23 protein-coding genes and 1 pseudogene are annotated in these 22,573 nt (G+C 53.4%); 16 read left to right on the top strand and 8 right to left on the bottom strand.

Going from position 1 to position 22,573, the window contains the following annotated elements:
• Window positions 1-2: 2 nt before the first annotated feature.
• From galT to modE, 3 genes and pseudogenes are all read right to left on the bottom strand, one after another.
• On the bottom strand, window positions 3-1,049 hold the full coding sequence (galT, locus tag BG55_RS20525) for a galactose-1-phosphate uridylyltransferase (protein ID WP_034941565.1): 1,047 nt from the start codon (window positions 1,047-1,049) through the stop codon (window positions 3-5).
• A gap of 336 nt (window positions 1,050-1,385) precedes the next feature.
• Window positions 1,386-2,858, bottom strand: coding sequence for a molybdate ABC transporter ATP-binding protein ModF (gene modF / locus BG55_RS20520; RefSeq protein ID WP_034941563.1), 1,473 nt, complete (start codon window positions 2,856-2,858; stop codon window positions 1,386-1,388).
• Window positions 2,859-2,933: 75 nt separating this feature from the next.
• Window positions 2,934-3,705 (bottom strand): annotated as a pseudogene (gene modE, locus BG55_RS20515) (molybdenum-dependent transcriptional regulator).
• A 143-nt stretch (window positions 3,706-3,848) separates the two neighbouring features.
• Between modE and BG55_RS22165 the strand changes: the two are divergent.
• The 4 genes from BG55_RS22165 (at window position 3,849) to modC (ending at window position 6,671) form a co-directional block, all read left to right on the top strand.
• A complete protein-coding gene (locus BG55_RS22165; RefSeq protein ID WP_034941560.1) occupies window positions 3,849-4,004 on the top strand; it encodes an AcrZ family multidrug efflux pump-associated protein in 156 nt (51 codons plus the stop codon).
• Window positions 4,005-4,153: 149 nt separating this feature from the next.
• A complete protein-coding gene (gene modA, locus BG55_RS20505) occupies window positions 4,154-4,927 on the top strand; it encodes a molybdate ABC transporter substrate-binding protein (RefSeq protein WP_034941558.1) in 774 nt (257 codons plus the stop codon).
• Window positions 4,924-5,619: a molybdate ABC transporter permease subunit gene (gene modB, locus BG55_RS20500; RefSeq protein WP_034941557.1), complete on the top strand. Its 696-nt coding sequence runs from the start codon at window positions 4,924-4,926 to the stop codon at window positions 5,617-5,619. Before modA ends, modB begins: the two co-directional genes overlap by 4 nt.
• Window positions 5,613-6,671, top strand: a complete 1,059-nt coding sequence (gene modC, locus BG55_RS20495) for a molybdenum ABC transporter ATP-binding protein ModC (protein ID WP_034941554.1) — start codon at window positions 5,613-5,615, stop codon at window positions 6,669-6,671. Before modB ends, modC begins: the two co-directional genes overlap by 7 nt.
• 6 nt (window positions 6,672-6,677) lie before the next feature.
• Here the strand turns inward: modC and BG55_RS20490 are convergent, their stop codons facing one another.
• Window positions 6,678-7,496: a pyridoxal phosphatase gene (locus BG55_RS20490; RefSeq protein ID WP_034941552.1), complete on the bottom strand. Its 819-nt coding sequence runs from the start codon at window positions 7,494-7,496 to the stop codon at window positions 6,678-6,680.
• A 147-nt stretch (window positions 7,497-7,643) separates the two neighbouring features.
• Here BG55_RS20490 and pgl point away from each other — a divergent pair, with 147 nt between their 5' ends.
• A complete protein-coding gene (pgl, locus tag BG55_RS20485; RefSeq protein WP_034941549.1) occupies window positions 7,644-8,639 on the top strand; it encodes a 6-phosphogluconolactonase in 996 nt (331 codons plus the stop codon).
• A gap of 77 nt (window positions 8,640-8,716) precedes the next feature.
• Here pgl and BG55_RS20480 read toward each other — a convergent pair whose 3' ends face one another.
• From BG55_RS20480 to BG55_RS20470, 3 genes are read right to left on the bottom strand one after another with little or no spacing between them, the layout of a single operon-like run.
• Window positions 8,717-9,193: a kinase inhibitor gene (locus BG55_RS20480; RefSeq protein WP_034941547.1), complete on the bottom strand. Its 477-nt coding sequence runs from the start codon at window positions 9,191-9,193 to the stop codon at window positions 8,717-8,719.
• Between the two features lie 15 nt (window positions 9,194-9,208).
• A complete protein-coding gene (locus tag BG55_RS20475) occupies window positions 9,209-9,889 on the bottom strand; it encodes a type 1 glutamine amidotransferase domain-containing protein (protein WP_034941544.1) in 681 nt (226 codons plus the stop codon).
• Between the two features lie 10 nt (window positions 9,890-9,899).
• A complete protein-coding gene (locus BG55_RS20470; protein ID WP_034941542.1) occupies window positions 9,900-10,943 on the bottom strand; it encodes an NADPH-dependent curcumin/dihydrocurcumin reductase in 1,044 nt (347 codons plus the stop codon).
• A gap of 485 nt (window positions 10,944-11,428) precedes the next feature.
• Here BG55_RS20470 and BG55_RS20465 point away from each other — a divergent pair, with 485 nt between their 5' ends.
• Genes BG55_RS20465 through BG55_RS20445 form a run of 5 tightly spaced genes read left to right on the top strand, consistent with a single transcriptional unit; the run spans window position 11,429 to window position 16,588 of the window.
• Window positions 11,429-12,172, top strand: coding sequence for a fimbrial protein (locus tag BG55_RS20465; RefSeq protein ID WP_235192809.1), 744 nt, complete (start codon window positions 11,429-11,431; stop codon window positions 12,170-12,172).
• Window positions 12,173-12,230: 58 nt separating this feature from the next.
• On the top strand, window positions 12,231-12,968 hold the full coding sequence (locus BG55_RS20460; RefSeq protein WP_034941536.1) for a fimbrial biogenesis chaperone: 738 nt from the start codon (window positions 12,231-12,233) through the stop codon (window positions 12,966-12,968).
• 27 nt (window positions 12,969-12,995) lie between these two features.
• Window positions 12,996-13,526, top strand: a complete 531-nt coding sequence (locus tag BG55_RS20455) for a FimD/PapC N-terminal domain-containing protein (RefSeq protein ID WP_034941534.1) — start codon at window positions 12,996-12,998, stop codon at window positions 13,524-13,526.
• Between the two features lie 6 nt (window positions 13,527-13,532).
• Window positions 13,533-15,539, top strand: coding sequence for a fimbria/pilus outer membrane usher protein (locus BG55_RS20450; protein WP_338070029.1), 2,007 nt, complete (start codon window positions 13,533-13,535; stop codon window positions 15,537-15,539).
• On the top strand, window positions 15,539-16,588 hold the full coding sequence (locus BG55_RS20445) for a fimbrial protein (protein ID WP_034941530.1): 1,050 nt from the start codon (window positions 15,539-15,541) through the stop codon (window positions 16,586-16,588). Before BG55_RS20450 ends, BG55_RS20445 begins: the two co-directional genes overlap by 1 nt.
• 11 nt (window positions 16,589-16,599) lie before the next feature.
• Here the strand turns inward: BG55_RS20445 and bioA are convergent, their stop codons facing one another.
• Window positions 16,600-17,889 carry an adenosylmethionine--8-amino-7-oxononanoate transaminase gene (bioA, locus tag BG55_RS20440; protein WP_034941522.1) on the bottom strand — a complete coding sequence of 430 codons (1,290 nt, stop codon included), beginning with the start codon at window positions 17,887-17,889 and terminating at the stop codon, window positions 16,600-16,602.
• 88 nt (window positions 17,890-17,977) lie between these two features.
• Between bioA and bioB the strand changes: the two genes are divergently transcribed.
• From bioB to BG55_RS20415, 6 genes are all read left to right on the top strand, one after another.
• Window positions 17,978-19,009 (top strand): biotin synthase BioB, encoded by a 1,032-nt coding sequence (gene bioB, locus BG55_RS20435; RefSeq protein ID WP_034941515.1) that lies wholly within the window; start codon window positions 17,978-17,980, stop codon window positions 19,007-19,009.
• Window positions 19,010-20,167, top strand: a complete 1,158-nt coding sequence (gene bioF / locus BG55_RS20430; RefSeq protein WP_034941512.1) for an 8-amino-7-oxononanoate synthase — start codon at window positions 19,010-19,012, stop codon at window positions 20,165-20,167.
• A complete protein-coding gene (gene bioC, locus BG55_RS20425; RefSeq protein WP_034941509.1) occupies window positions 20,151-20,906 on the top strand; it encodes a malonyl-ACP O-methyltransferase BioC in 756 nt (251 codons plus the stop codon). Before bioF ends, bioC begins: the two co-directional genes overlap by 17 nt.
• The gene (bioD, locus tag BG55_RS20420) at window positions 20,899-21,573 is read left to right on the top strand and encodes a dethiobiotin synthase (RefSeq protein ID WP_034941506.1); all 675 of its coding nucleotides are present in this window, start codon (window positions 20,899-20,901) and stop codon (window positions 21,571-21,573) included. The genes bioC and bioD overlap by 8 nt, the downstream gene beginning before the upstream one ends.
• Before the next feature lie 248 nt (window positions 21,574-21,821).
• Window positions 21,822-22,295, top strand: coding sequence for a hypothetical protein (locus BG55_RS22725; RefSeq protein ID WP_152542872.1), 474 nt, complete (start codon window positions 21,822-21,824; stop codon window positions 22,293-22,295).
• Window positions 22,292-22,546, top strand: coding sequence for a hypothetical protein (locus BG55_RS20415; protein ID WP_160170879.1), 255 nt, complete (start codon window positions 22,292-22,294; stop codon window positions 22,544-22,546). Before BG55_RS22725 ends, BG55_RS20415 begins: the two co-directional genes overlap by 4 nt.
• Window positions 22,547-22,573: the final 27 nt, after the last annotated feature.

Below are 22,573 nucleotides of genomic sequence, written 5' to 3'. Positions count from 1 at the left end.
TGTTATGCTCCCGTCTCGCGGAAATGAATATCACTGACGGAACGCAGACGCTCTGCTGCCTGCTCCGCCGTTAAATCGCGTTGCGTTTCTGCCAGCATTTCATAGCCCACCATAAACTTGCGCACTGTGGCAGAGCGCAATAACGGCGGGTAGAAATGGGCGTGTAACTGCCAGTGTTCATTGGCTTCGCCATTGAACGGTGCGCCATGCCAGCCCATTGAGTAGGGGAAAGAGCACTGGAACAGATTGTCATAGCGGCTGGTCAGTTTTTTCAGCGCCAGCGCTAAGTCCCGGCGCTGGGCATCGGTCAGATCAACCAGGCGTTTGATATGCGCTTTAGGTAACAGCAAGGTTTCAAATGGCCAGGCTGCCCACCACGGAACCACTGCCAGCCAGTGTTCGGTTTCCACTACCGTCCGGCTGCCATCTTTCAGCTCGCGGGTGGTGTAATCCAGCAACATCGGTGACTGATGCTGTTGGAAATAAGTGCGCTGCAAATCGTCTTCACGTTTTGCTTCATTTGGCAGAAAACTGTTCGCCCAGATCTGGCCGTGCGGATGGGGATTTGAGCAGCCCATCGCCGCCCCTTTATTCTCAAATACCTGCACCCAGGGATAGTGTTGCCCAAGGTCGGCCGTCTGCTCCTGCCAGGTGCGTACTATCTGCTCCAGCGCGGTAAGAGAAAGTTCCGGCAGCGTTTTGCTGTGATCGGGTGAAAAGCAGATCACCCGGCTGGTTCCTCGCGCACTTTCACATCGCATCAGCGGATCGTCACTCTCTGCGGCATCCGGCGTGTCGGTCATCAGCGCGGCAAAATCATTGGTAAAAACCCAGGTGCTGGTGTAATCAGGATTTTTATCACCCGTAACGCGACTGTTGCCTGGACAGAGAAAGCAGTCAGGATCGTGAGCGGGAAGCTGTTGTGATGATGCCGTCTCCTGCGCACCCTGCCAGGGACGCTTCGCCCGATGAGGTGAAACCAGAATCCACTGGTCGGACAGCGGGTTGTAACGGCGATGCGGGTGGTCGACCGGGTTGAATTTTTGCATGTTAAATCCTGATAGCCTTCTAATGCCTCGGGTGATTAAAAAAAAATAGCACAAAGCCGGGTAATAAAGCGTGATCGAGTCTGGATAAATGGAATCGTTTACACAAGGTGAAAAATCCTGATTATAAGGTGTTATGCCCTAATCATTCATGCAGATGAAACTCAAAGTGCAATATATTGGTAACGGTTACACTGAAATGATACGGGGCTTATGGCCAGCGCACACTGGCCACAGGAGGTTGAACCGCGCGGAAGATCCTGGTTCAGTTTTGTCCAGATACGCGGGCTGCGGTGGGCATTCTTGCTACCGGCAGGGGCTTTGCATTGCTGGCATCGCTCAACATTCTGTCTTTTGCTGGTGATAGCGCCAGCTGTCTCCATCGGGGATAAAGGTCAGGCGATGGGTGATACACCGGGGCGCATCCGCAGCGTGATGAGAGACGAACAGCAGCTGAGTTTTGCCTTCGCCAATCAGCACATCAACAAAACGGCGCACCAGCTGGCGATTGATCGCGTCCAGCCCCTGCAAGGGTTCATCCAGAATCAACAGCGTGGGATGTTTCACCAGCGCACGGACAATCAGCACCAGCCGTTGCTGTCCCCATGACAGGGTGTTAAACGGGGCATCGGCCACTGGCGTATCCATGCCAAGCAGGTGCAGCCACTGCCCGGCAAGAAAACGCTGGCGATCGGAAACCGCCTGGTAAATGCCAATCGAGTCAAAAAAGCCGGAGATAATCACATTGCGAACGCTGCTGCTGATGCGGTAATCCAGATGCAGCGCGCTGCTGACGTAGCCGATGTGCTTTTTAATATCCCAGATAGTCTCGCCGCTGCCGCGACGACGGCCAAACAGGGTCAGATCGTTGCTGTAACCCTGTGGATGATCGCCGGTGACCAGGCTCAGAAGCGTGGATTTTCCTGCGCCATTGGGGCCAACAATTTGCCAGTGTTCCCCCGGATTCACCTGCCAGCTCAGCTGATTGATAACTGGCCGGTCGTTCCAGCTGACCACGCCGTTACGCAGGATGATAAGAGGCGTATCTGCCGCCAGTGCCGGTTGCTGGTCATTGTCGGACTCTGGCAGCGCCATGCCCTGTAAATTCTCACTGTGAGCCAGCTGCGCAATCAGGGCCTGGGCCAGGATCGTCTGGCGAGGACCAACCTCAACCAGTGAGCACTCCGCCAGTACACCCACGTTGTCAATAAAATCGGGAATGTCTTCAAAGCGATTTAAAATCAGCACCAGAGTGTGGCCGTGCTGATGCAGCTCCGCCAGGACCTGCGTCAGACTGGCACGCGAAGCCACATCCAGCCCGTCAAAAGGCTCATCAAGAATAAGCAGGTCTGGTCGGGACATCAGTGCCTGGCACAGCAGCGTTTTACGGGTTTCACCGGTAGAGAGATATTTAAAACGGCGCGGCAGCAGTGGGGTGATGGCAAACTGGCTGGCAAGCTGCTGACAGCGAAGGGGATCTTTCACCTCATCCTGAATAATTTCGGCGGTGGTGCGTCCGCTATCCTCTTCATCAACACCGAGCATATCGGTGTTGTTGCGTTGCCATTCATCCGCGACCAGTTTTTGTAACTGCTCCAGTGACAGGCGAAATGGTCGCAGAAAAGTACTTTCCAGTTGGCCTTTTCCGACAGGTAGCTCGCCGGAAAGTACCCGGGCCAGCGATGATTTCCCGCTGCCGTTAGCGCCGACAAAGGCCCAGGCTTCTCCGGCTCGCAGGCTGAAATCGCCCAGAGAGAGCGTCTGATTGCCGCCGGGGTAAAACTGGCCTTGCGAAATGTGCAACGTTGACATTCTTTATTCCATTTAGTGCATGACCAGCCCACTATGAATAATCGCTGGCGATGCTGTCAAATTACGGCTCAGCGTTCAGAGCAGCGTAGCGACAATCACCCGGTCTGCATCAAAATGCGCGATGACCTCCATACCCTGTTGAAGTTTTTGCTGCGCCACATGTTGCCGGGTCAGTGTGGCGCACAAGGTTTCGTTGCCGGGCAGGGTAATCAGCACTTCGCTGTGGGTGGTGCCGTGCTCAATATGCGTGAGGATGCCGCTCAGCTGGTTATCGGCTGTCGAACAGGCCTGGGTGACATCAATCCACGGCGCTTTAATCAGAACCAGAACCTCTTTACCGTTTTCCAGCGCCAGTCGGTTAGCGCTTTGCTCCGTCAGCGCAGCGGTAATTCGCGTCGTGCCGTCTTTCAGTAAAATATCTACCTGTTGCTGTACCGATTGCATTCGGCGTGCCACCACGGTGCCGTGCCACTGGTTTCGGGCGCTGGTCTGAAGGGAAAGCCGGGCGATAGCCCCCAGCAGGCTGACGGGAGGGGCATCGTCCTGCAAAACGTCAAATGCTTTTTGCTGGATCTGTTCCATCAGCGCAAACAGCTGGATTAATCGCTCGCCATAAGCGGTAAGCTGTGCGCCGCCGCCGCCTTTGCCCCCGGTTGAGCGGTCAACCAGTGGACGTTCAGCTAACTGGTTCATCTCATTAACGGCGTCCCAGGCGCTTTTATAGCTGATGCCCGCCAGCCTGGCTGATTGAGCCGGTGTGGCGAATTTGTTTCAGCAATTCAATCCGGCGGGGGTCGGCAAACAACCGCTGTTGCAGTTTCAGGATCAGGGTAAGTTCGGCCTGCATAATGGCTCCTGGAAAAGGTCAGTGTCCTGAATTTTACACGCCTGAACGCCGGACAGTAAAAATGGCTGAAACGCACAAAAGGTCAGTGCACTTTTTTGGGCTGTCGATACAATAGCTTTTTTATATCAGACAGTGGAGACATCATGCTGGAATTACTGATTGGTCTGGGTGAAGCGATCCTGATGGTTCCCGTGGTGATGGCGATCATCCTGGGCCTGATTTACGGACTGGGTGAAGTCTTTAATATCATCTCTAAAATTGGTCACCGCGACGACCAGCCTGCCAAAAACCGGCAGTAACGCAATTTCCCTTCACGCCCGGCTTCTGCCGGGCGTCTGTTTTTATTGTTCTGGCTCAACTTCCTGCTATTTCTGCCGATAATCCCAATGACAGTGTTTTTTGTCTCGTTATAGTATCCCGTACATAACGACACCCTCTGGAGAACACCATGTCTGTGAAATTACGCTGTTTTTTTGCCGTTGCGGCTATCAGTATCGGCGTTAACGGCTATGCCGTTGCGGCAGATAACGTGACCGTTTTTGCTGCGGCCTCATTGACCAATGCCTTGCAGGAAATCGCCGCGCAATATCAGAAAGATAATGCGGTACAGGTGGTCAGCTCGTTTGCTTCCTCTTCCACGCTGGCTCGCCAGATTGAGCAGGGGGCACCTGCCGATATCTTTATCTCTGCCGACCAGCAATGGATGGACTACGTCGCTCAGAAAAAAGCCATTGATTCCGCAAGCCGTGTCACTCTGCTGGGCAACGATCTGGTGCTGGTGGCCCCGGCGGCGAGTCAGACGCAGCAGGTCCGGCTATCGACCTCCACTGACTGGAAAAGCTTGCTGAAGGGACAACGGCTCTCTGTCGGCGATCCGGACCACGTACCGGCAGGTATTTATGCCAGGGACGCATTGCAACATCTCGGCGTCTGGTCTGAACTTGAGCCCCAACTTGCCAGAGGTAACAGCGTGCGTGCCGCACTGGCACTGGTAGAGCGCAATGAAACGCCTTATGGCATTGTTTATGGTTCGGATGCGGTGGCCAGTAAAAAAGTCACCGTGGTGGGATTGTTTCCTGAAAACAGCCACCGGCCGGTGGAATACCCGATGGCAATGGTTGGCGAACGTCACCCGGCTGCCGTATCCGGCTTTTATCAATATCTGAAAGGGCCGCAGGCGGCTGCGGTATTCAAACGTTACGGATTCACACCAAAATCATGATCCTGACCGAGCCCGAATGGCAGGCTGTTGCCCTCAGCCTGAAAGTCTCCACCGTGGCGGTGCTGTGCAGTCTGCCTTTCGGGGTACTGGTTGCCTGGCTGCTGGTGCGGTGTCGTTTTCCGGGTAAAACCCTGCTTGACAGCCTCGTCCATCTGCCGCTGGTACTGCCGCCGGTAGTCGTGGGGTATCTGTTGCTGACAGGATTTGGCCGTCGCGGCCTGATTGGTGAATATCTTTACGACTGGTTTGGCTTCACCTTTGCTTTCAGCTGGCGCGGCGCGGCGCTGGCTTCAGCGGTGATAGCTTTTCCGCTGATGGTCAGGGCTATTCGTCTGGCGTTAGAAGGCGTGGATAGCAAAATCGAGCTGGCGGCCCGAACCCTGGGCGCTGGCCGCTGCCGGGTGTTTTTTACCATCACCCTGCCGCTGATTTTTCCGGGGATCATCACCGGGATGGTGCTGGCTTTTGCCCGCTCGCTGGGGGAATTCGGTGCGACCATCACCTTTGTTTCCAATATTCCCGGCGAAACCCGGACCCTGCCTTCCGCGATGTACACGCTGATTGAAACGCCGGGTGCTGAAAACGCCGCTGCGCGACTTTGTATCATGGCGATTGTGCTGGCACTGGTTTCTCTGTGGTTGTCGGAGTGGTTGTCCCGTTGGGGGCGTAAGCGTCTGGGGGGCAAATGTTAGAGCTGAACTTTACTCAGCGTCTTGGTGAACACCAGCTGAAAATTAATGCCCGCCTACCCGCGAAGGGAATTACCGCCATTTTTGGCGTCTCAGGGGCGGGGAAAACCTCATTGATTAATGCCATCGGCGGGCTGTCGCAGCCGCAGGAAGGGCATATTATGCTGAACGGCAGACCGCTGTTCGATGTGGCCAGACGGCTGAACCTGCCGCCGGAAAAACGCCGTATTGGTTATGTCTTTCAGGATGCGCGGCTGTTTCCGCACTATCGTGTGCGGGGCAATCTCAGCTATGGCATGGCGAAGTCGATGCGGCCGCAGTTTGACTCACTGATCACCTTGTTGGGCATAGCGCACCTGCTGGAGCGTTTTCCGGCAGAGCTGTCCGGCGGAGAAAAACAGCGCGTGGCTATTGGCCGGGCGTTACTGACGGCCCCGGAAATTTTGCTGATGGACGAGCCGCTGGCGTCACTGGATTTGCCACGTAAACGTGAGCTGATGCCGTATCTGCAATCGCTGGCGAAGCAGGTGGAAATTCCTGTCCTGTATGTCAGCCACAGCCTTGATGAAATTCTGCATCTGGCGGATAACGTCATGATACTGGATAACGGCGAGGTGAAGGCGCTGGATACGCTGGAGAAAGTCTGGGGCAGCAGCGCAATGCGACCGTGGTTGCCCCGTTCAGAGCTCAGCAGCGTACTGCGGGTGCAGGTGCTGGAACAGCATCCGCACTACGCGATGACGGCGCTGTCGCTGGGCGACCAGCATATCTGGGTCAGTCGGATCGATGCGCCAGCGAAAACGCCGATGCGCATCCGTATCCAGTCAGACGATGTTTCGCTGGTGTTACAACCGCCGGTTAACAGCAGCATTCGCAACGTTATCCCGGCTCAGGTGGCAGAACTGCTGGATACGGACCAGCAGGTTGAGGTGAAACTGCTGGTTGGACTGAGCGAAATCTGGGCACGGATCACGCCGTGGGCCAGAGATGAACTGATGATCAAACCGGGAATGTGGTTGTATGCGCAGATTAAAAGCGTCGCCATCACCCCCTGAACAGTCTCAGAGTATTTCGCGATAAATCGTGTCGGCGATGCCTGTTTCAAGATTGCTGCCGATGGTGCGGCCCGCGCGGGCCTTGATGGCGTCGTCGGCATTTCCCATCGCCACCCCCAGTCCCACCGTTTCCAGCATACTGAGATCGTTATAATTATCGCCAAAAGCCAGTACGTCACTCATCTGCAATCCTTGTGAGGCCACCCACTCTGCCAGCCGTTTTCCTTTACTGTTACCCGCTCTGGCAATATCCACCTGGTCATGCCAGGACCATTCACAGGCCAGACCGAGGGTGCTTTCCACCTTATCGACAAACTGTTGCAGGGCAACGGTGTCCGGGTGGGAGAGGGCAAATTTCCAGATATTGTCAGCCTGGCGCGCGGCCTCTGCCAGGTCCTCTACCTGAATAAAGACCGGACGCTGATGTTCTGGCAGCGTCAGTCCCCATTGCATGGTGCGGGTGACATGTCCGGTTTCGGTCTGCCAGAGCATGGCGTTGTCCACGTACAGCAGCCCGTGAATAGCTGATTCATCCAGCAGGGTAATAACCTGCTGAGCCTGCTCTTTGGGCAGGGGATCGGACTTTAGTACCTTTTTTGCATGATAATCATACAAATAGGTGCCATTACAGCAGATTGCAGGTGTATCCAGCGCCAGTGCCTGATAAAAAGGATGGATAGCAACATGATGGCGGCCGGTGACAATAATCACCTTAACGCCAGCCTCACGGGCCTTTTTCAGTGCGGTCAGTGACTCAGGAAGAATAGTTTTACGGGGTGTTAACAGGGTGCCATCGAGGTCCAACGCAATGATGCGATAACTCATAAACAGTTCCGGAAGTAACTGAACAGGAACGGTCAAGTGTACACCGTGTGAGCGGCTTAACAAAATCAGCCGCGATAAAAGCTGCCTCGTCGGCAGAAAAAACGCGCTACGCTTTGCTGAAAAGATGATGCCGAGAAAGGAGAACTGATGAAACAAATCGTGTATACCGCCAGCCCGGAAAGCCAGCAGATCTATGTCTGGCAGCTTGACGATGAGGGCGCACTGACGCTGTTACAGGTTGTGGATGCGCCCGGGCAGGTACAGCCAATGGTGGTCAGTCCGGATAAACGTTTCCTTTACGTGGGGGTACGTCCGGCGTTTCGTATTGTCGCCTTTAAAATTAGCGCTGACGGTAAGCTGGCCGAGGCCGGTCACGCTGCGCTACCTGGCAGCCCGACGCATATCTCTACCGATCGTCGGGGACGCTTTATCTTCGTCGGGTCTTACAATGATGCCTGTGTCAGCGTTTCTCCGATCGGAGAAGATGGCCTACCGGGAGCGCCGCTTCAGGTGATCAATGGCCTGGAAGGGTGTCATTCAGCAAACATTGATCCGGATAATAAGATCCTCTATGTCCCGGCGCTGAAGCAGGATCGCATTTGCCTGTTTGATTTGCAGGAAAACGGCGAGCTACAGCCACACCGACAGCCTCAGGTGAATACGGTGGCAGGCGCGGGCCCGCGGCATATGGTGTTCCATCCGGGCGGGCAATATGCTTACTGCATTAATGAGCTGAACAGCACCGTGGATGTCTGGCAGCTGAATAATGCCAGTGAAGAAGTCGAGCGGGTACAAAGTCTGGATATGATGCCTGCGGATTTTATCGGCACACGTTGGGCAGCAGATATCCATCTGACACCAGATGGTCGTCATCTGTACAGCTGTGATCGTACCGGCAGCATTCTGACCGCGTTCAGTGTCAGTGAAGACGGGGGACAGTTGTCCGTCATCGGCTATCATCCTACCGAAACGCAGCCGCGTGGCTTTAATATTGATAACAGCGGCAACTACCTGGTGGCCGCCGGGCAGAAGTCACACCACATTGAAGTCAGTAAAATCAGTCCTGAGCAGGGGACGCTGCAACCGCTGGCGCGTTATGCCGTTGGCCAGGGACCGATGTGGGTGGTTATTACTGAAATCTGAGCAGTCAGCAATGGCATACAGGTAAAATAAAGGGGCGAATTTTCGCCCCTCACTTTGCCGCAGACGTCGCGACATGCTCAGCTGTAGATCGCCGTAATCGACGCACTGCCAAGCTGATGGAAATGAATATTGAAGCCCAGATAAGCGCCACTGGCATTCTCATCCACCTCCAGTTTTTCCACGTCTAACGCATACACGGTGAAAATATAGCGGTGACTTTCACCTTTTGGCGGTGCTGCGCCGCCGTAACCGGCCTTGCCAAAATCGGTACGGGTCTGTACCGCACCGGATGGCAGTTCAGCCACGCCAGAACCGGCCCCCTGTGGCAACACGCGGGTATCCGCCGGCAGATTGGCGACGCCCCAGTGCCACCAGCCGGAACCGGTAGGCGCGTCGGGATCATAGCAGGTGATGGCAAAACTTTTGGTGCCGGGCGGAACCTCGTCCCAGGCCAGATGCGGCGACAGATTATCACCGCTATAGCCCATGCCGTTGAACACCTGACGTTCAGGCAGCTTCGCGCCATCGTTAAAATCCTGGCTTAACAGTTTCATTCCACCTCCTGGTGTTTATTGATGTAACAGTTTCAGCAACGCTTCGGCTGCCGCAGCGGAAGATGCAGGGTTCTGCCCGGTGACCAGATGCCCGTCGGTCAGGGTATAAACGCCCCAGTCCGCAGTCTTTTCATAGTGGGCCCCGAGCGCAGTCAACGCATCTTCGACCAGAAAAGGTACCACATCCGTCAATCCAACGGCGTGTTCTTCACTGTTGCTGAAGCCGGTCACGCGTTTTCCCGTCACCAGCATGTTGCCATCCGGCTTTTTGACATGACGCAGCACGCCGGGTGCATGGCAAACTGCGCCTACGGGTTTACCGTTGGCATAAAAATTTTCAATCAGTTCAATACTGTGCTGATCTTCCGCCAGATCCCAGAGTGGACCATGACCCCCCGGGTAAAACACCGCATCGAACCTGCTGCTGTCGATAGTGGCCAGTTGTTGCGTGTTAGCCAGAGCCTGCTGGGCGGCGATATCCTTACGGAAACGTTCGGTATCAGATGTTTGTGCTGCCGGCTGGTCACTGACCGGGTCCAGCGGCGGCTGGCCTCCGGCCGGAGAGGCCAGTACCACAGTTGCACCCGCATCGCGAAAGACATACCAGGGCGCGACAAATTCCTCCAGCCAGAAGCCGGTTTTTTTGCCGGTATCACCCAGCTGATCGTGAGACGTCAGCACCATCAATATTTTCATCACGCTCTCCTCAGGGGTGGTCGCCTGCCACTTTGATCAGTACCTTGCCGAAGTTTTTACCCTCCAGCATACCGATGAAAGTTTCCGGGGCGTTATCCAGTCCGTCAATGATGTCTTCGCGAAAGATGAAGCGCTCTTCCGCCACCCACTGGCTCATCTGACGGAAAAACTCGTCGAAGCGATGGCCGTAGTCCTGATTGATAATAAAACCCTGAACGCGAAGGCGTTTGCGCAGGATCGCGCTCTGAAATTGCGCAAGCTCTCCGGCCATCCCACTTTTTTCAGTGCTGTTATAGTCCGCAATCAGGCCACACACCGGAATGCGTCCTTTGGTGTTCATTAACGGCAGCACCGCATTGAAAACTTTGCCGCCTACGCTTTCAAAGTAGACATCAATGCCGTCGCGACAATAACGCTTAAGCGACCCGGCCAGTCCCTCACTGCGATGATCGAGACAGCGGTCAAAACCCAGCACCTCTTCGGCGTAGCGGCATTTATCCGCACCACCGGCAATGCCGACCACATAGCAGCCTTTCAGTTTGGCGATCTGGCCGACTATCGAGCCGACTGCACCGGTAGCCGCTGCCACCACCACGGTTTCTCCCGGCTGCGGATTACCGATATCCAGCAGTCCCATATAGGCGGTGAAACCGGTCATCCCCAACATGCCCAGCGCCCAGGAGGGATGTTTCAACACCGGGCCACTAAGTTTGAATAAGCCCTGGCCGTCGGACAGCGCAAAGTCCTGCCAGCCGTTCTGGCTGACCACCCAGTCACCCACCTGGTAACCCTCATGCCTGGACTGTTCGACGACGGCAACCGTACCGGCACCCATTACCTCATTGATTTGCACCGGGGCAACATAGGAAGGCGCATCGCTCATCCGACCGCGCATATAAGGATCTAATGACAGCCATACGGTGCGGAGTAACACCTGCCCTTGAGCAGGGTTGGGACGGTGTTCGGTTTCCATGCGGAAGTTGGCAGCGCCTGGTGCACCCTGTGGGCGTGAGGCAAGCAGGATGCGACGGTTGGTCTGTTTATCTTGCGGCATATTTTCCCTCCTTTATGACATGATATTGCCAGCTGAAAGGGTAGTGCATCTGTGTCAGTTGTGCCCGGACTGGACAGGGAGAGCGTCACTGACTGAAAAAAATATTATTCAGCAGAACTGAATGTTTTTACGGTTATGTATTATGACTGCTCTGTTTACCGTTAATATCAGAAGTGTTTATTGATGTGTTATTTCTGAATTTATGGTAAAGCGGATTCCTGATGGTGAATGATTTTTATTAATATGTTAACAGTCAGTTGTTAGCAAACCAGAAATGAATAAATTACCGGAAAGACGGCTGCTGTTTTTTTTCGGGTAATCAGCGGCAGAGATTCTTGCAGGGGCCTTTTATTTTGCACCTGATGTTGCAGCCAGATATCTTGCTGTGATTTGTTAAAAAATTCCGGTTACCTCCTGAAGTAAAATATTATATCAATTGAATAATTAGCCTGTTATTGCTTTTTAACAGGCTGTAATTTGAAGTGATGCTATTTACTTCTTGCTGTAAAAAGATAGAAAATGTTTTTCGGAAATTAACTTTGCTGATGAGTAAATCGGTATTGTCTTATTTCTGCTGTTTTTTTCAGGAGATTACACACCGTAATATTGCGGAGTTTAGAGGGACAAAAATGAATAAAAAAAATTTGATTTGTGCCATTGGTGCACTAATGGCAACGATGTTTGCCGGTAATACCGTTGCTGCAACAGATAATGCGGTTGCAGGTGGCGTGATTACCTTCAGTGGCGCGGTCAGTGACACAACCTGTGATGTGACAACGAATAACGGATCTGATTTCACCGTTGACGTTTCGCCTGTCACCAGAGATGCATTAGGCACGGCGGTTGGCGTAGTCAGCGCCAGCGCAACGCCTTTTACCATTAATGTTTCAGGTTGTACCGGCTTTGACAATACCAGCGCGGCTGCCCAGGCACTGAATATTGTTTTCACAGGATCTAATGTTTCTGACGATATGAATTATCTGAAAAATGAGTCAGGTTCGGCAGAGGGGGTAGGGATTGCCATCACCAGCGACGGTTCCACATTGCTGAAAATGAATAAAGCCATTGATACCGGCCTTAAGACCACTAAATTTACCACTACTGGTTCGTTTGATACCGGGGCGCAGGGAAACATGACTTTTTACGCCAATTATTATAATTATGGCGGTATCGGCGCTAAAACAGGTTCGGTTGTGAGCACCGCCACCTATACATTCAGCTACGAATAATCTGCTGACAGGAAGGCATTTGCCTTCCTGGTTTACGAATTTTATTTCAGGAGGTTCGGTGAGAAAAATTATTCTCCTCTCCATTTGCACTCTTTTTATTTTTCCGCTCAGAGCGAATGTAATTATCAATGCAACACGCGTCATCTTTCCTGCTGGCAGCAAAAGCGTATCGGTGCAGCTTATCAACAAAAGTAAGGAGCAACATCTTATTCAGACCTGGCTGGATGATGGGCGGCAAAATGAAAAACCGGAGAATATCTCTACGCCTTTCATGATTATTCCGCCGGTGGTAAAAATAAATGGCAATGACGGGCAGATTTTAAAAATAAATCATAACCATCAGGTGACTGCACTACCTGATGACCGCGAGTCGGTTTTCTGGCTTAACGTACTGGATATTCCGCCCACGCCTGAGAGTCTGGATGCAGGTCGAAATTATATGCAGGTTGCTATTCGTAATCGAATAAAATTATTCTGGCGTCCGGAAAGATTAAATTTGTCACCCCGGGATATACCGCAGCATTTATCGATAATAACTGATTCACACAAGGCCTGTGTTGATAATGCCACGCCCTATTATCTGACCATCGTTCAACTGATGAAATGGGATGGTAAAAGTCATCGCATACAGCAGGGAAAAAAGCAGGATAATCTGATCGATAAAACCCTCTTTATTCCTCCTTTCAGTTGTCTTGCACCGGCAGATAAATCATTCAGGCCGGCTTCAGGCAAATACCAGTTGGTATACATTGATGATTATGGCAGCCGCGTTCCTGTTATTGCGGTGCTGAAATAATAAAAAACGGATTTTATCGGGGATGCTATGAAAGCACTGAGCACTTTGCTCTCCCATGACATGTTGAAAGCGTTATTTTCTGGTGCAGTCATCACTTTGTTATGTTGCGAGGTACAGGCCTCAGCCAGTTTTAATACCAGCCTGATGGTGGGAGACTCTGCAAAGGCGGAATGGAATGATGCCGGTAAGACGCTGTCAGCAGGCCTTTACTCCCTGGATATTTATGTTAATGGTGAATGGCGGGGCAATCTTCCTGTAAAAATTGCCGACAGCAAAACATTTTTAGTCCAGCCAGACACGATTAAGCTGCTTTCAGTTCGCTATAAAAATAATAACCCGGCTGATAATGCCGAATGGATTAACGTGTCGGAACTGCTTCATGGTGGTAATGCAAATCTGAATTCGGGTTTATTAAGACTGAATCTGACCATTCCTCAGGCGTATATCATCACCCGGGATCGCCGCTGGATCGCGCCTGAATTGTGGGACAGCGGCATCAATGGTGCTTTCACTAATTACAATCTCAACTATTACAATTCTCAGCGTAAAGACGGCTAAAGCAATATTGATAATATTTTTCTTACTCTGAATAACGGGCTGAATATGGGCGGCTGGCAACTGCTGGATAACAGTACTTATCTCCGTAACCGACGTCATCAGGGGTTATGGACCACCCAGTCCCGCTATGTTGAGCGCGCACTGCCATCTTATCGTTCGCTGGTCCGTTTTGGAGACAGCTATACCCATTCGCCCTGGTTCGAAAACCTGCGTTTTCGGGGCGTTACGCTCAGGCAGGAACAGAGAATGTTTCCGGATGCTTATCGCACTTACATGCCGGTGATTCGCGGCATCGCCACCGCTAACGCGCTGGTCAGGGTGTATCAGAATAATACGCTTATTTATCAGCTTACTGTGCCGCCTGGTCCGTTTGAAATTGCCGATTTGATGCCATCAGGGGCGCGCAACGATCTGACCGTTGAGGTGGCGAATGCCGATGGCACCACGGAACGTTTTATTGTTCCCTGGTCAACCGTCAGCGACATGCTACGAACCGGCTCAGCTGAATGGATGCTGAATGCGGGCAGTGTGCAGATTCGTGGGGTGGAATACCATCCGGACTTTGTTCAGGGAAGCGCCTCTTATGGCCTCAACAATTATCTGACCGGCTACGGGGGCACCACACTGGCCAGAGACTACCACTCTTTGCTGCTGGGAAGTGCCATCAGCGTACCGATACTGGGATCATTTTCCAGCTCGATGGATCTTGCTTCTGCACGTTTTAACGATGGCGCAGTCAGGCAGGGACAACGCTGGAAATTATCCTGGAGTCGCTATTTTCCCGGTAATCTTAATCTTTCGCTGGCAGGCTGGTATTACCGCACTCCGGACTATTACTCCTTTTATGATGCTGTCCAGATTAACGCCATCAGGCTGAATAAATCTGGCAGCCAGACTTGGAAAAGAAGTCGGCAGAGTTTCAGCATCAATCTTGACCAGACGCTTCCGCCGGGGTGGGGACGTGTCGCCATGACCGGGCTGTGGCGGCAATACTGGAACAGTGAACAGTCATCCCGCCAGTTCAGCCTGAGCTGGAGCAATATGTTTCGTCAGGCAAACTGGAGCCTGGCGATCGGACGCAGCTTTTATCAGTACGACAGTCATGACGGCAGCGACGACTATCAGCAGCCGAGTGACGTTAATCGTAAACGCTATGATGAAAACCGCATCGATTTTACCGTTACCCTGCCTTTTAACTGGTCTGGCAACAGCACCAGTGCCACGCTGCGCAGCACCCTGAAAAACGGTAAATACAACGGCATTCAGACCGGGATCGCCGGTTCAACATCGCACCTCGATTACCATCTCAATTACAGTGAAGACCGTGCTGACCATTCGTCGGTAGCCGGGCTGTGGAGTGCCTGGCGTACACCTTATGCGCGACTCAGCGGCAATTTAAGCCAGGCATCCCGTTACCGCCAGGTGGGGGCGGGCGTCAGTGGCAGCGCGGTACTCTGGCAGGGCGGTGTGCTGGCCTCCGGCTCCAGTGGAAATACCTTCACCATTCTCGATGCGCCGGGGATTGCTGACGCAACGGTGAATGGCAATGCCAATGCCAGCACCAATCGTAACGGGCTGGTGCTGGTCACCTCAGTAACGCCCTACAAAATGAACAGTTTCCGGCTGCTGGAGAGGAATGACCGGCAGGATGATGGTGAACTGAAAGGCAATATCGGTTATGTCGCCCCCTGGGCGGGCAGTATCAGCTACATCAGATATCAGACCGACACCCGCAAGGTTTATACCCTTACGGCCGGATTAGCGAACGACGAACCTCTGCCTTTCGGAGCTGATATTACCGATGCTGATGGCAATCCGCTGGGCTATGTTGCCCAGGGAAGCCAGCTCTACATTAAATCCTCGAGGCTGCCGGAATCCCTGATTATCAGACTGACAGAAGGGACCACACGCAAAAGCTGCCGGATAGCGAATCCGCAAATCAACACTCATAACCGTTGCCTGCCGTCAGACGATGCGGGCTGGCAACGGGCAGCTGACAGAAAGGAACAGTGATGATGAACATTCGATTACGGCTTTGCGCCAGCTTGCTGCTGCTGTGTTCATCTGCTGCCTGGGCAGGATGTGCGCTGAAAAGTGGCTCCACGGTGCAGGCCACAGATGCTATTAATCTTTCCGATTTGCTGACCAGTCAGGACAGCTATACGGAGACACGGGCAGGAAGCTGGATGATCCCGATAACCTGTTACGCTTTATTTATTAATTCGAATAACGTGCATTACATCAGCCCCCTGGCAAACGGTTACTGGATAAAATTCAGCGATGCATCAGGTGCCGACCGCTGGCTTAAACTGAGTACCAGCAATTATCTCAGCCCGGAAAACCATACCAATGGTGACTGGATACTGAATGGTTCTACTTACCTCTATACGCTGACGGTGACATTACTGACGGAGGATCCGGGGATCACTGACCGCAATTATTACACCATTGCCACAGGCAACAGCGCCACGGTGGTGACCATGGCGCTGAATAATGCCAATCTTGATTTTACCGGAAAGGTCCCGACGGTAGATGAAGTTGCACAAGTCGTGGCAGCGGGCAGCTGGACTAATAACTATCTGGGTTACCAGTCGCTGACGATAACCTTCAATCCGGCGGAAACCACCTGCCAGATGCCCGACCAGACGATAACATTACCTTCGGTGTCGCTGGACATGTTGCGCACTGGTCTGACTGATGGCCGCACCGCTTTCACCCTGCCGGTCAGCTGTAGCAACACGCTGGGGGGCGTTGCAAGCCGTTCGGTTAATGCCCGGCTTTCCAGTACCGACCTGATTGACAGTAACCAGCAAATCATGCGCAACGCTTCCTCGGGCTCATCCGGCGTGGGAGTGGCACTGACCACCGCCACAGGGGATCCGGTGACGCTATCCACCACTGCCGGTGCTGACGGGGCAACGTCACTGTTCAGCCTCGCCAGAGGCGCGGCCATCGTCGATCCGACCATTGAACTCTACGCGGCTTATAAAATCTTCGACGCCGCAGCGCTCAGTCCGGGAACGGTGATCGCCACCGCCACGCTGTGGTTTGACTATGACTAGCCGGGCCGAGGTCAGTGGCTGAACAGCGAAGGATCATCCAGCGCATCGGCTATAGCCTGAGTCAGCTTTAACAGGGCTTCGGGTGCGATCACATAAGGTGGCATCAGATAAATCAGTTTGCCGAATGGGCGTAGCCAGACACCCTGCGCCACGAAGAAGGCCTGGATACGTGCCATATCAACCGGCTGGTGGGTTTCAATCACTCCGATGGCCCCCAGCACTCTGGCATCAGCAACCACCGGCTTCTTCTTCAACGGCAACAGGGCCGCACGCAGCGCAACTTCAATGTCAGCAACCTGCTGCTGCCAGTGGTTCTCCTGCAATATTGCCAGGCTTTCCGAGGCGACCGCGCAGGCCAGCGGATTAGCCATAAAGGTGGGACCATGCATAAAGCAGCCTGCTTCTCCGTTGCTGATGGTGCTGGCGACATCGCGCGTGGTGAGCGTGGCGGAGAGCGTCATGGTGCCGCCGGTCAGCGCTTTGCCTACACAAAGAATATCCGGCGCAATTTCCGCATGCTCACAGGCAAACAGCTTGCCGGTACGACCAAAGCCGGTGGCGATCTCGTCGGCAATCAGCAGCAGATGATGGCGGTCGCACAGCTCGCGGACCTGTTGCAGATAGCGGGGATGGTAAAAGCGCATGCCGCCTGCGCCCTGTACCACCGGCTCAAGGATCACGGCGGCCAGCTCATCGGCGTGCAGGGCAATCAGACGGGCAAAATCATCAATATCGTTCTGCTGCCACTCTGCACCAAAACGGCATCGTGGCGCGCGGGCAAACAGATGGTCAGCAAGATAGCCCTGATACAGGCTGTGCATTGAGTTTTGCGGATCGCATACCGACATGGCTGCAAAGGTGTCGCCATGATAACCGTTGCGCAGCGTGAGAAAACGCTGGCGGCGTTGACCACGGGCCTGCCAGTATTGCAGGGCCATCTTCATCGCCACTTCAACCGCCACTGACCCGGAATCTGCCAGAAAAACACAGTCCAGCCCCGCTGGCGTCATCGCTACCAGCTTACGACACAAGGCCACCGCCGCCGGATGCGTAATGCCGCCAAACATCACATGTGACATCTGTTCAATCTGTGTGGTCATCGCCTGGTTGAGACGGGGATGGTTATAGCCGTGAATAGCGGCCCACCAGGAAGACATACCGTCAACCAGCTCGCGTCCGTCATCCAGAAAAAGCGACGTTCCGCGTGCGGCAACCACCGGGTATACCGGCAGGGGATGACTCATGGAGGTATAGGGATGCCAGATGTGGTCACGGTCAAACGCCAGGTCGGAAGGAGTCATAAATGTCTTGTAAACCAATTTCAAAAAATTTAGTTTACAGCCACAAGCAGTCAAAAACCATAAACGACCGACTTTTTTGGAGCAAGCAATGGCAAATCGCTGGACAATCCCACAGGCTCAGGCCCTGTTTGACAAGCCTTTTTTAGAGCTGATGTTCGAGGCACAGCAGGTTCATCGCCAGCACTTTGATCCCCGTCAGGTTCAGGTCAGCACCCTGCTGTCGATTAAAACCGGTGCCTGCCCGGAAGACTGCAAATATTGCCCGCAGAGTGCGCGTTACAAGACCGGACTGGAATCCGAACGGCTGATGGAAGTGGAAGAAGTGCTAACCTCTGCCCGTAAAGCCAAAGCCGCCGGATCTGACCGTTTTTGCATGGGCGCGGCCTGGAAAAATCCCCATGAGCGTGACATGCCTTATCTGGAACAGATGGTGAAAGGGGTAAAAGCCATGGGGCTGGAAACCTGCATGACACTCGGGACGCTGAGCGGCGACCAGGCAGCACGTCTCGCCAGTGCCGGGCTGGATTTCTACAATCACAATCTCGATACCTCGCCGGAATTTTATGGCAGCATTATCACCACCCGCAGCTATCAGGAGCGTCTCGATACCCTGGGTAAAGTCCGTGATGCCGGGATCAAAGTCTGTTCCGGTGGCATCGTCGGCCTGGGAGAAACGGTCAACGACCGTGCCGGTCTGCTGGTGCAACTGGCTAATCTGCCTGTCCCACCGGAAAGTGTGCCAATCAATATGCTGGTGAAGGTAAAAGGCACCCCGCTGGCAGACAACGAGGATGTCGATCCTTTTGATTTTATTCGCACCATTGCCGTTGCCCGCATTATGATGCCTGCCTCTCACGTCCGTCTGTCTGCGGGGCGCGAGACGATGAGTGAACAGACCCAGGCGATGTGCTTTATGGCCGGAGCAAACTCCATTTTCTACGGTTGTAAACTGCTGACCACACCGAACCCGGAAGAAGACAAAGATCTGCAACTGTTCCGCAAGCTGGGGCTGAACCCGCAGCAAACCACCACGGATGCCGGGGATAACGAGCAGCAGCAGGCGCTGGCGGGGCAGCTTCTTCATGCCGATACTGACCTGTTCTATAACGCGGCGCTGTAAATGAGCTGGTCAGAACGTATCAGCCTGGCGCTGGCGCAGCGCCGGGAAAAAGGACTCTTTCGCCAGCGCAGCGTGAATCACCACGCCGATGCGCGAACGCTGCACACTGGCGGGCGTCGCTACCTCAACTTTTCCTCCAATGACTATCTGGGATTGAGTCGGCATCCACAGATCGTTGCGGCCTGGCAGCAGGCGGCGGAAGAGTATGGCGTTGGCGCGGGCGCTTCCGGGCATGTCAGCGGATATGGCTATCGGCACCAGCAGTTTGAGCAGCAGCTGGCAGAGTGGCTTGGCTATCCCTGTGCGCTGCTGTTTATCTCCGGTTTCGCGGCCAATCAGGCGGTGATTACCGCAATGCTGGCTAAAAATGACCGCATCTTCGCTGACCGGCTGGCCCACGCCTCGTTGCTGGAAGCGGCGGCCCTCAGTCCTGCCAGCCTGCGGCGCTTTACCCACAATCAGCCTGAATCACTGGCACAGCTACTGCGTCAACCACATACAACAGGTGAGACGCTGGTGGTGACCGAAGGCGTATTCAGTATGGACGGCGACAGTGCGCCGCTGGCAGAACTGCACCGGCTGACCCGGCTTCACGAGGGCTGGCTGATGGTGGACGATGCCCACGGTATCGGCATAGCTGGCGAGCAGGGCAGGGGAAGCTGCTGGCAGCAGCAGGTAAAACCCGAACTGCTGGTGGTGACCTTTGGGAAAGCGTTTGGCATCAGCGGTGCAGCGGTGCTGTGCAGCGATGACACGGCTGACTACCTGCTGCAATTTGCCCGTCATCTGATTTACAGCACCGCCATGCCTCCCGCGCAGGTCTGCGCATTGCAGGCATCCCTTTCCTGCATTCAGCAGGGGGATGAATTACGCCATCGATTGCACAGAAATATTGCCCTTTTTCGTCAGGGGGCAGCGCAGCAGGGGCTGAATATATTGCCGTCCGACACGGCGATACAGCCGCTGATCGTGGGTGATGAACATCTGGCGATACAACGGGCGCAGGCGCTGAGAGAACAGGGCTGCTGGCTGACCGCTATTCGTCCACCGACGGTCCCGCCGGGTACGGCACGGCTGAGAATAACTCTGACCGCGCAGCACCAGACAGAAGATATTCATCGCTTACTGGAGGCGTTGCAAAATGCAAACCGTCAATAAACCTGCCATTGCACAGGCTTTTGGTCGGGCCGCCACCGGCTATGATCAGCACGCGGAACTGCAACGACAAAGTGGTGACTATCTGGTCACCTTTGCGCGGCAACAGCAGGGCCAGAAAATACTTGATGCGGGATGCGGAACCGGCTGGTTCAGTCAGCGCTGGCGTCGGGCCGGGAATCATGTCACCGCGCTGGATTTATCAGCCGATATGTTGCTTCATGCGCGATCACAGCAGGTTGCCGATGGTTATCAGTCAGGTGACATCGAAGCTCTGCCGTTTGCGGAGGCGAGCTTTGACCTTTGCTGGAGCAACCTTGTCGTGCAATGGTGCAGTGACTTAAGGGTGGCCCTGTGTGAAATGCATCGGGTGACCCGGCCAGGCGGCCAGGTGCTGTTCTCAACGCTCGCCGCCGGCAGCCTGAGCGAACTGAATATTGCCTGGCAGCAGCTTGATTTATCGGCACCTGTCAATCGCTTTCTGACTGTTGATGCGATACAGCGGGCAGGTCAGCCACTGGCGGCACGTTTTCAACAGCAGACGTTGACGCTGGCCTTTCCAGATGTACTCAGTGCCCTGCGCTCTCTGAAAGGCACCGGGGTGACCCATTTGCATCAGGGGCGACAGACGACCCTGTTCAGCCGTCGGCATTTACCGCTGTTGACGCGTTACTGGCCGCAGGACAGACGCGGATTTCTGCTCAGTTACCATCTGGTGTATGGAGTGATTGATTGTGACTAAACGTTGGTTTATTACCGGGACAGATACCGAAGTGGGCAAAACGGTTGCCAGCACCGCTCTGTTACAGGCGGCGAAGGCGGCAGGCTATCGTTGTGTTGGTTACAAGCCGGTGGCGTCGGGCTGCGAGCAGACGCCTGACGGCATTCGTAACGAAGATGCACTGGCGCTGAAGCGCAACAGCGCGGTATCACTGCCTTATGATGATATTAATCCCATGGCGTTTCTGGAGCCGACTTCTCCCCATATTGTCAGCGCAGAAGAGCAGCGGCCCATTCTGTTTTCACAACTGTCAGCCGGGCTGGCAAAGTTGTCCAGTCAGGCTGACTGGGTATTAACCGAAGGTGCCGGTGGCTGGTATACGCCGCTTTCAGCTGAAACGACCTTTGCCGACTGGGTAAAGCAGGAGCAGTTACCGGTCGTGCTGGTGGTAGGAATTAAGCTGGGGTGTATTAATCATGCGATGCTGACCGCGCAGGCAATTGAGAGCAGCGGGCTACGGCTGGCAGGCTGGATTGCTAATGGCATTCACCCTCCCGGCAGACGACATGCTGAGTATCTGGCAACGCTACAACACCGTATTCCCGTTCCCATGCTCGGCGAGATCCCTTATCTGACCAATAGCAATCAGTTTAACAGCCTTGCGGATTTCGTCCGGCTGCCGGAGTAATTTGAAGGTCGGGTAAACAGGCCTGCGCTCTTATTTTTTATCGGAAATTAAATCAGCAAAAGAGGGGGGGCCTGAAACTGCCCCTTATTCTTTGCCGTTTTATCAGATTAAATAGCCGTCTGGCATTTTTTCTCGCACAGGCTATTAAAAAAACAATATTACCCGTTTTTCATCTGAGTGATCATTCACTCGGAATGATCCTGCTTAGTATTAAATGCGTTTTTTTGACATTTTTCTCATCAGGGATAATGTACTATTTTCTTGCGTTGCGTTGCGTTGCGTTGCGTTGTATTTGTGATTTATTGAATATATTTTCTGGAAAAAGGATTTTAAAAATGGGATTAGCCGCTATTGTAAGAGATGGAAATGTACGAGCAAGCTATAGTGAATTACCATCAGACAATATAAACGGGAATGGCAGTGAGAGTGGAAAGGGGGGCTTTTCGAACAATGTATCATCTGTTGTTAATTCAAACGAAGATAAAACATCAATTAAAAATCAAAATTCATTCAACTTTTTCTCTTCGAAATTATATGATGCATTGAGCGGTGGTATTACTACCTTAACGGAATCAGTTTCAGCAATGATTATGCCGCAACAGGCAGAGACACCATATGCTGTGGAGTTAGAGGAAATACGTTCTGTTGGTGGGGATTGGATAAGATGGCCCAGGAACAGAAAGACAGTCATTATATCACCTGTCGGCAGCAGCCCTTGTTGAATTTTAACAGAAAAAAAGCCGTCGCCGTGCCAATGACGGCTTTAACAATTTTAGGTTTTGCAGGAAGTTATTTTATCAGTGAAATACGCTCTGGTGATAATAACGGTAAAGCGCAGCCAGGTAACCTTAATCCAGATATTAGCAGCGATCTGAATAATGTGTTTTTTCAGGAAAGTGATACATCACTTCCTTATTCTGCTTATCAAGCTGAACAACATGAGGAGTTGGTAACGCAGGCGCAAGGAACCTGAAGTAAAAGAATAGCCTATAATTACGAC

This window comes from Erwinia mallotivora, from assembly GCF_000590885.1.
Classification (GTDB): Bacteria; Pseudomonadota; Gammaproteobacteria; order Enterobacterales; family Enterobacteriaceae; genus Erwinia; species Erwinia mallotivora.
This window is presented reverse-complemented; position numbering and strand designations above follow the sequence as displayed.

Coding starts and splice junctions, on each gene's coding strand:
- galT (WP_034941565.1), bottom strand. CDS start 1,049: ATGCAAAAATTCAACCCGGTCGACCACCCGCATCGCCGTTACAACCCG.
- modF (WP_034941563.1), bottom strand. CDS start 2,858: ATGTCAACGTTGCACATTTCGCAAGGCCAGTTTTACCCCGGCGGCAAT.
- BG55_RS22165 (WP_034941560.1), top strand. CDS start 3,849: ATGCTGGAATTACTGATTGGTCTGGGTGAAGCGATCCTGATGGTTCCC.
- modA (WP_034941558.1), top strand. CDS start 4,154: ATGTCTGTGAAATTACGCTGTTTTTTTGCCGTTGCGGCTATCAGTATC.
- modB (WP_034941557.1), top strand. CDS start 4,924: ATGATCCTGACCGAGCCCGAATGGCAGGCTGTTGCCCTCAGCCTGAAA.
- modC (WP_034941554.1), top strand. CDS start 5,613: ATGTTAGAGCTGAACTTTACTCAGCGTCTTGGTGAACACCAGCTGAAA.
- BG55_RS20490 (WP_034941552.1), bottom strand. CDS start 7,496: ATGAGTTATCGCATCATTGCGTTGGACCTCGATGGCACCCTGTTAACA.
- pgl (WP_034941549.1), top strand. CDS start 7,644: ATGAAACAAATCGTGTATACCGCCAGCCCGGAAAGCCAGCAGATCTAT.
- BG55_RS20480 (WP_034941547.1), bottom strand. CDS start 9,193: ATGAAACTGTTAAGCCAGGATTTTAACGATGGCGCGAAGCTGCCTGAA.
- BG55_RS20475 (WP_034941544.1), bottom strand. CDS start 9,889: ATGAAAATATTGATGGTGCTGACGTCTCACGATCAGCTGGGTGATACC.
- BG55_RS20470 (WP_034941542.1), bottom strand. CDS start 10,943: ATGCCGCAAGATAAACAGACCAACCGTCGCATCCTGCTTGCCTCACGC.
- BG55_RS20465 (WP_235192809.1), top strand. CDS start 11,429: ATGCTATTTACTTCTTGCTGTAAAAAGATAGAAAATGTTTTTCGGAAA.
- BG55_RS20455 (WP_034941534.1), top strand. CDS start 12,996: ATGAAAGCACTGAGCACTTTGCTCTCCCATGACATGTTGAAAGCGTTA.
- BG55_RS20445 (WP_034941530.1), top strand. CDS start 15,539: ATGATGAACATTCGATTACGGCTTTGCGCCAGCTTGCTGCTGCTGTGT.
- bioA (WP_034941522.1), bottom strand. CDS start 17,889: ATGACTCCTTCCGACCTGGCGTTTGACCGTGACCACATCTGGCATCCC.
- bioB (WP_034941515.1), top strand. CDS start 17,978: ATGGCAAATCGCTGGACAATCCCACAGGCTCAGGCCCTGTTTGACAAG.
- bioF (WP_034941512.1), top strand. CDS start 19,010: ATGAGCTGGTCAGAACGTATCAGCCTGGCGCTGGCGCAGCGCCGGGAA.
- bioC (WP_034941509.1), top strand. CDS start 20,151: ATGCAAACCGTCAATAAACCTGCCATTGCACAGGCTTTTGGTCGGGCC.
- BG55_RS22725 (WP_152542872.1), top strand. CDS start 21,822: ATGTACTATTTTCTTGCGTTGCGTTGCGTTGCGTTGCGTTGTATTTGT.